At 39.6% G+C, this 7,697-nt stretch carries 8 protein-coding genes and 2 tRNA genes; 5 read left to right on the top strand and 5 right to left on the bottom strand.

Going from position 1 to position 7,697, the window contains the following annotated elements:
- From VJ937_RS15690 to VJ937_RS02530, 5 genes are all read right to left on the bottom strand, one after another.
- Positions 1-137, bottom strand: a 137-nt coding sequence (locus VJ937_RS15690; protein WP_414706389.1) for a GIY-YIG nuclease family protein, incomplete at its 3' end; no start/stop codon positions are given.
- A gap of 60 nt (positions 138-197) precedes the next feature.
- A tRNA-Leu gene (locus VJ937_RS02545) sits at positions 198-286 on the bottom strand.
- A 179-nt stretch (positions 287-465) separates the two neighbouring features.
- Positions 466-538: transfer RNA gene (locus VJ937_RS02540), tRNA-Gly, on the bottom strand.
- Positions 539-659: 121 nt separating this feature from the next.
- Complete coding sequence (kdsB, locus tag VJ937_RS02535) at positions 660-1,406, bottom strand: 3-deoxy-manno-octulosonate cytidylyltransferase (protein WP_324065337.1); 747 nt, start codon at positions 1,404-1,406, stop codon at positions 660-662.
- Positions 1,407-1,420: 14 nt separating this feature from the next.
- Positions 1,421-1,822 (bottom strand): secondary thiamine-phosphate synthase enzyme YjbQ, encoded by a 402-nt coding sequence (locus tag VJ937_RS02530; RefSeq protein WP_057953425.1) that lies wholly within the window; start codon positions 1,820-1,822, stop codon positions 1,421-1,423.
- A gap of 175 nt (positions 1,823-1,997) precedes the next feature.
- On the opposite strand from VJ937_RS02530, the gene VJ937_RS02525 reads away from it, so the two are divergent.
- The 5 genes from VJ937_RS02525 to VJ937_RS02505 form a co-directional block, all read left to right on the top strand.
- Positions 1,998-2,825 (top strand): alpha/beta hydrolase, encoded by an 828-nt coding sequence (locus tag VJ937_RS02525; RefSeq protein WP_324065336.1) that lies wholly within the window; start codon positions 1,998-2,000, stop codon positions 2,823-2,825.
- A complete protein-coding gene (locus VJ937_RS02520) occupies positions 2,822-3,814 on the top strand; it encodes a GSCFA domain-containing protein (RefSeq protein ID WP_324065335.1) in 993 nt (330 codons plus the stop codon). Before VJ937_RS02525 ends, VJ937_RS02520 begins: the two co-directional genes overlap by 4 nt.
- Positions 3,815-3,882: 68 nt before the next feature.
- Positions 3,883-4,623, top strand: a complete 741-nt coding sequence (locus tag VJ937_RS02515; RefSeq protein ID WP_324065334.1) for an ABC transporter permease — start codon at positions 3,883-3,885, stop codon at positions 4,621-4,623.
- Positions 4,620-5,366, top strand: coding sequence for an ABC transporter ATP-binding protein (locus VJ937_RS02510; protein ID WP_324065333.1), 747 nt, complete (start codon positions 4,620-4,622; stop codon positions 5,364-5,366). Before VJ937_RS02515 ends, VJ937_RS02510 begins: the two co-directional genes overlap by 4 nt.
- Positions 5,367-5,597: 231 nt before the next feature.
- Positions 5,598-7,697: SprB repeat-containing protein (locus VJ937_RS02505; protein ID WP_324065332.1), on the top strand; the 2,100-nt coding region annotated here is incomplete at its 3' end.

Below are 7,697 nucleotides of genomic sequence, written 5' to 3'. Positions count from 1 at the left end.
AGTAACTTCCATGGAGCATTGTTCCGGGTGGAACGTACATAACCAGCATTATGCCTTCGCATTCTCTCATCAAGATTGGAAGTTTGACCGATATAACGCTGCCCGCTCTTTAGTGACTCAAGTAAATAAACAAACACCTGTTTTTATCTTTATTTCCTCCAATAAACAAAAAAACCTCCCCGATTTCTCGAGGAGGCTGGTGCCCAGGGCCGGGATCGAACCGGCACGGACATTGCTGTCCACAGGATTTTAAGTCCTGCGCGTCTACCAGTTCCGCCACCAGGGCTCCTGATATTTTTGCTTCTGGTAAGACTGAGCGAGAAACGGGACTCGAATTCCGCAACAGCCAAAATCTGTGATTTTGCAACTGTTGCGAGAATGCACGCAAAACTGACATAAAATCAAAGATTTTATGTTTTGCGGCACCCGCGGCCCGCGGTTCTCAAATAACTTTCAAAAAACCTGAGCGAGAAACGGGACTCGAACCCGCGGCCCCGACCTTGGCAAGGTCGTGCTCTACCAACTGAGCTATTCTCGCTTATTTGGCTCCACCAATCCCGAAATCTTGAATAAATTCCGGACGTTTCTGGCTTTTGCGACGGCAAAGATGATACTTTTTTTATAAATGCCCAAATTTTTTTGCGCACATATCACGAAAATCATTTTTTGTCAATTTTTTGCAAATCGGCTGGTGTATCTATTGATATATTTTCTATATCTGTTTCCCTAACTGCAATGCGGTAACCATGCTCAATCCACCTTAGCTGCTCCAGCGATTCTGCAACCTCCAGACTGCTTTGGTCCAATTTAGTGATTTGTTTCAACACATCGGCCCGATAGGCATATAGCCCAATATGCTTATAGTATTTATGATGCTTCAACCACTTATGTTCTTCTAGGTTCCGATAATAGGGTATGGGCGTACGACTAAAATAAATTGCCTCAAGGTTTTTATTTAAAATAACTTTGGGTTTATTGATATCAAACAAATCTGTCTGACAATCTATTTTTTTTACAAGCGTTGCAATTTCAGTCTTTTCTGACCTGAAACTTTCAGCAATAAGCTTAAGCTGTACCGGATCAATAAATGGCTCATCTCCCTGTATATTTACCACCACATCAAAAAAGGTCCCCAATTGCTTTTCCAATTTATGAACGGCTTCTGCACATCTATCGGTGCCACTTTGATGCGAGTCTTTAGTCATTACCACACGCCCTCCAAAGTGCTCTACACTTTTCTGTATACGCTCATCATCGGTAGCTACATAAACATATTCAAAAAAACCGGTTGCCTTTTCATAAACATGCTGTATCATTGGTTTATTTTCAATCATTGCCAACGGCTTTCCCGGGAACCGGGTAGAACCATATCTGGCTGGAATAAGCGCTAAAAACTTGTTTGTCATTCGTTTATATTTTACTATTTTAGAATAGTCAGCACAATTGGCCTTTGTTCACGGGGGCCGTCAAATTCACAAAAGAAAATATTTTGCCAGGTCGACAAACCGGGTCTGCCATCTATAATTGGTATGGTTTCAGATGGACCAACCAATCCGGCTTTTAAATGTGCATCACCATTTCCGTCCTGGGCATCATGCTCCCAAACACCCTGAGGAATATACTTACGTAAAAGACTAATTACATCTCGTTGCACACTCTCATCCCAATTCTCCTGAATCATAATTCCAGCGGTGGCGCCTTGCGCATAAACATGGACAAGACCTTCTTTTATTCCGGAAGCAATAACAAACTCATCTACCTGACGCGTTATGTCATAAAGTCCATTCTCACTTCTGGTCCGTATTTGAATAACCTGTTGCATTCAAAATTTCTTTTAGGTCAAAATTAATTAAAATGCGTGTGATATAAGGAAGCATTCCCAGGCTTTTTCGTATTTTTGAATATCAGGGCTCATTGTACACACTTTTGAGGGTTCACAAAACAATAGTATTTTCTTATATGAGTTCCTGAATTATTAAATCGTAAAATGCACACGAATGAAGGTTGAAGAATATCAATGGAAGGTCAATAATAAGAATGTATACGGAGCTACATGGTTGCCTGAAAAATCGCCACAGGCAGTGATTATTTTTATTCATGGCATTGGTGAACATATACACCGATACGACTCCTGGTTTGAAAAATTTATTGAAATTGACATGGCTGTAATTTCGGCTGATCATCATGGCCATGGCCGGTCTGAAGGTAAAAGAGGGCACTTTAAAAATTACTGTGAGCCCATGGACTTCACTGCTATGTTGTTTGACAAGGCTGACAAATTATTTCCGCATCTTCCTAAAATACTATATGGACATAGCATGGGTGGCAACATTGCATTGAATTTTTTAATTCGCAAAAGGCCAAAGGTAAAAAGTGCCATAATATCTGCTCCATGGGTTGAGCTGAACAAACCACCCAAAAAGTGGCTTGTAAATTTAGCTCGAATATTCAGGCCGGTTTTGCCGGCATTTTCGCTTAAAGCAGGAATAAAACGAAGTGAACTTACTGCAAATAAAGAGGAGCTTGAAAAGTACGAAAAGGATGAATTGGTACATGGACGGATCACAATCAGCTCATTTTTGGAATTAGATGCAGCAGCACGCTATATAAATGAAAACATTCAATCGCTTTCAATCCCCACTTTAATATTGCAAGGTGAGTCTGATCCGATAGCAAGCTTAAATGGGCCGAAAAAACTAAAGGGCAAAAACCCACACTATATTGAAATAAAAACCTTTGAAGGTTTCTTGCATGAAATACATAAAGAGAAGGAGCGACAAATTGCATTTAATGAAATTCAACAATGGCTAAGCAGAACAGTATGAAAAACTTTCGTACAACTTTCAATATACCAACATCATCAAACAGCATAGATTACAATACAAAAACTATGTTGATTGGTTCATGCTTTAGCGACAATATAGGAAATAAGTTAGGCGCTCTAAAGTTTAATGTGTTGAGAAACCCTCACGGGGTACTATACAACCCCTACTCTGTGCAGGAAACCCTTAACTTTGCTTTGGGAAGTCGCGAATTACAGGATAACGATTTGGTTTATCACAATGATTTATGGCATAGCTACCTACATCACAGTAGTTTTTCTGAAGCCGAAAAACAAAAGCTCATAGCCAGGATTGAAACTACCAGAAAAGAAACACTCGCGTACCTGAAAAGCATCAACACATTATTCATTACATTTGGAACCGCATGGGTATATGAACTTAAGAGCAGCCACAAAATTGTAAGCAATTGTCATAAAATTCCGTCTGCAGCTTTCAAACGTTTCAGACTGTCAACATGCGATATTGTTGATGAATTCTCCATTTTAATCAGAAGACTCCAAGAGCTCAATCCTGAATTGCAGATTGTATTTACCTTAAGCCCCATTCGACATTTAAAAGATGGGGCTGTAGAAAACCAACTTTCCAAGTCAATTTTGAAAGTGGCCATTCACGAACTTATTGAGATGCATGAACAGTGTAGCTATTTTCCTTCTTATGAGTTGGTAATGGATGATTTAAGAGATTATCGCTTTTATGCCGATGACATGACACACCTTTCAGCATCTGCGATTGCTTATATTTTCGAGCGTTTCGCAGAGGTGTATATACCCGAAGAAGCCAGGCAAATTATTAGCAAAGTTGAAAAGCTGAACAGGGCAGTATCGCATAAACCTTTTAACACACAAAGTGAATCACATCAAAAATTTATCAAAACCACAATAAATCAAATAAAAACACTCAATAAAGAATTTTCGTCGCAAGACTGGAGTAATGAACTACAAATACTTAATGCACAAATAATAAAACCCTAAAAAAGACTTACATTTGTCATTCTCAATTACAGATTGTAATTTGCAAAACCTAAATTAACAATAATTATATGTGGTTACTATACCATATTGGACGATATACACACTTTATTTACCGGGTTTTTGGTAAACCTGAACGATTTAGTATTTATTTCAAAAATTTTATGCTTGAAGGCTGGAAGCTGGGTATTGGCTCATTGGGTATTGTCGTAATAATTTCATTTTTTATGGGTGCAGTAGTCACCCTGCAAACAGCATACAACTTCGAAAGTCCCATTATACCGTTGTATTTGATTGGTCTTACTGCCCGTGACAGTATGTTGCTGGAATTCTCATCTACCATTGTAGCGCTTATACTTGCCGGAAAAGTAGGCTCCAATATTGCGTCTGAAATTGGCACTATGCGCGTTACAGAACAAATTGATGCCTTAGAAATTATGGGAATCAACCCATCAGCCTTCATGGTAAGGCCAAAAATCCTGGGAATGGTATTTATTATACCTTTCCTTACCATCATAAGTATGTTTATCGGGATTTTCGGAGGTTTTTTAGCATCGGTTAGTACAGGCGTGCTCACAGCACACGATTATATTTATGGTATTCACTACGCATTTATACCCTGGTACATTTATTACTCATTAATAAAATCTGTTGTATTTGCATTCATTTTTACAAGTGTCCCGGCATATTTCGGTTATTATGTAAGCGGTGGCGCACTTGAGGTTGGACGTGCAAGTACAAAAGCCGTAGTAGCGAGCAGTGTGTTGATATTAATTTTTAATCTGATACTTACCCAATTATTATTAGCATGATACAAGTAGAGCAATTGGACAAAGAGTTTAGTGGCAAAAAAGTACTTGAAGATATCAATGTTGACTTTGAGCAAGGCAAGGCTAATCTCATTATTGGGCAAAGTGGATCAGGAAAAACGGTTTTATTAAAGTCTATTGTTGGATTACATACAATTGATAACGGTACTGTTTTATACGATGGCCGGGACTTTCACAGGCTAAAAAAAACAGAGCAAAAAAAGGTACGCCAGGAAATGGGCATGTTATTTCAGGGATCGGCACTGTTCGATTCCTATAATGTGGCCGACAATGTGCGCTTTCCGCTTGATATTTTTACAAATCAATCGAAAGCAGAAAAGATGAAACGCGTGGCTTTTTGCCTCGACAGGGTTAACCTGCACGATGTAGAGCACCTGTTACCCTCTGAGCTTAGCGGGGGCATGAAAAAACGCGTAGCTATAGCCAGGGCCATCAGTATGAATCCGAAATATCTGTTTTGTGATGAACCAAACTCAGGACTCGATCCTAAAACTTCAGTTGTTATCGATGATTTACTCCTGGAGTTAACCCACGATTTTAATATGACAACCATTATAAATACCCACGATTTAAATTCAATGATGGGAATAGGGGAAAAAATTGTATTTATTGACGAAGGAAAAGTTGAATGGACCGGAAACAGGGATGGTTTACTTAGCACAAAAAACGAAACATTACACAGCTTTATTTATTCATCAAAGATTTTAAAAGATTCGTCTAATTGATGAAATACGCTTTTCTGTTGACCAAATGAGCAACGCATCCCTTTATTCATGCGTATTTTAAATTAACAGGGATTAAAAATGATTCGGTTATCATTCGGTTTCAAAGTTTAATCTAATGTATAGCTTAAATCGTCAAAACTATTTTGCTGACAATAAGTTGGCTGACAAAATGTTTTATATTTGCATTGTGAAGAAGTTTTTTTTGTAAACAACACGATAAATGTTTTAGTTATGAGGCGCATAATTCTACTTATTACATCAATCTTTCTGCTTTCAACCCTTGCAGCAGAAAATACCTATTGGACTAACAATTCAGGAAACTGGATTAAAGCAGGACTAAGCTCCGGCAAAAAAATGAAAGCCCATTTAAATGGGAAAATACCAGGAAAGGCTACTGCCCATATCCTGGTAGGACCAAATACCCGAGCTGCACAAACAGACAATAATGAAAGGTTGCTGGCCCCACACCAAAGCATTGCCACCACTAGCAATACAAATTTGAGCCCGGCCGGTAATAAAAAAACGCAACCCGGTGTATCGCCCCAAACTACCAAAAACGTTATGCCAAAAGGCGATTCAAATCAAAATAACGACAATCAAATATCCAATCAAGGTAAAAAAAGCGCCCAAACACCCGATAACGATATAAAGTCAGGCTCAAAAGCCGCTCCAACAATAGATTCAGTAGTTGTAACCCACGCATCGTGTTACGATTTAGATGATGGAATCATTAAAATTTATCCTGATGATGCCGACTCTTGTTCTATCGATAATGGAGCAACCTGGTATGATACCACCATGTTTTATGATCTTGCACCTGGATTCTATAACATTATAGCAAAAAAAGGTACTGATGAAACAGTTTGGGGAGGAAACCCTGTTGAAATTACAGCTCCCGATCAATTGGTATACGATTCAGCTGATGTAGTGCCGGTTACCTGCCATGATGGGTCAGATGGTGAAATTACCATTTACGTTTCCGGGGGTACACCTCCCTATACCTTTGATGCGGGAATCGTTAGTCAAACTGGGAATAACCATTTTACAAACCTCAATCCAGGCAAATACACTTTTCAAATTGATGATGCAAATGATTGCCCTAATTCAAGCTCACTTGAAGCAACCTTAATAGTAAGCAATCCACCAGAGTTCAGCATCGATGCTGTAACAAAAACAAATGTTCAGTGCGCAATAGATCCAAACGGTAGTATAAGTATTACAATGAATGGGGCGGCTGCAAACGAACCATATGAATACCGAATTGAAGGCCAAAACACCGGCACTTTAACACATATAACAAGCGATGCAAGTTATACTTTTGAGGATTTGCGTGGTGATAATTATGATGTATTTGTAACTGATGCCAATGGATGTGAGAAAGGATGGGGAGCCAACCCAGTATACATTTCTGAACCGGACACACTTAAGATAACCAATGTAAGTCTACAGAACATAATCGGATGTGCAGGTAATACAAATGGAGAAATAGAGATAACAGCCGATGGCGGGGTTGCTCCGGATTATTATTATTCAATTAGAGGTGATGTCACTTCAGAATACCAAGATGCCCCGAACTTTTATAACCTTTCAGCAGGAACTTATGATATATGGATAAAAGACCTGAATGACTGTAAAGTTAATTACGGAGAAGTAACCCTCACAGAACCCGATTCAGTTGAAATTGATGCGTATACAATTACCCAACCAACCTGCTTCGGTGAAGATGGTACCGTGGAAATCACAGCCACAAGCGGAGGTGATGGAGGCCCTTACGAATATTTGGTTGATACCGCAAGTGCCAGCTGGCAACCGGGTTCAACATTCTCTCTTCCCGAAGGCAATTATGATATTTTTGCCAGAGACGGGAACCTCTGTGTGAGTGATACGCTTGAAGTATTGATTGATGCGCCGGACGAGATAACTTATGATATAACACCTACTGATCCTTCATGTTTCGGAAATACCGACGGGACTATCCTTGTAGATAACGTTGCTGGTGGTTCGGGTGCTGGTTACAGATATTTTATTGGGCCAACCTCTACCGGACCATGGACTGAAGATCCTAATGGAGACGGTCTGTTCGAAAATCTGGGGGATGGAACATACCACGTTTACGTAGAAGATGGTGCAGGATGCGCCAGTAATACCCAACAGCAGGATTTAACAGAACCTACAGAAATAACTTTCGACGTTACTCCTACTGATCCTTCATGTTTCGGAAATACCGACGGGACTATCCTTGTAGATAACGTTGCTGGGGGTTCAGGCGCTGGTTACATATATTTTATTGGCAATAGTCCTACCGGCCCCTGGTCCTCAGATGGCAATGGA

This window comes from Salinivirga sp. (assembly GCF_035268865.1).
Taxonomy (GTDB): Bacteria; Bacteroidota; Bacteroidia; order Bacteroidales; family Salinivirgaceae; genus Salinivirga.
This window is presented reverse-complemented; position numbering and strand designations above follow the sequence as displayed.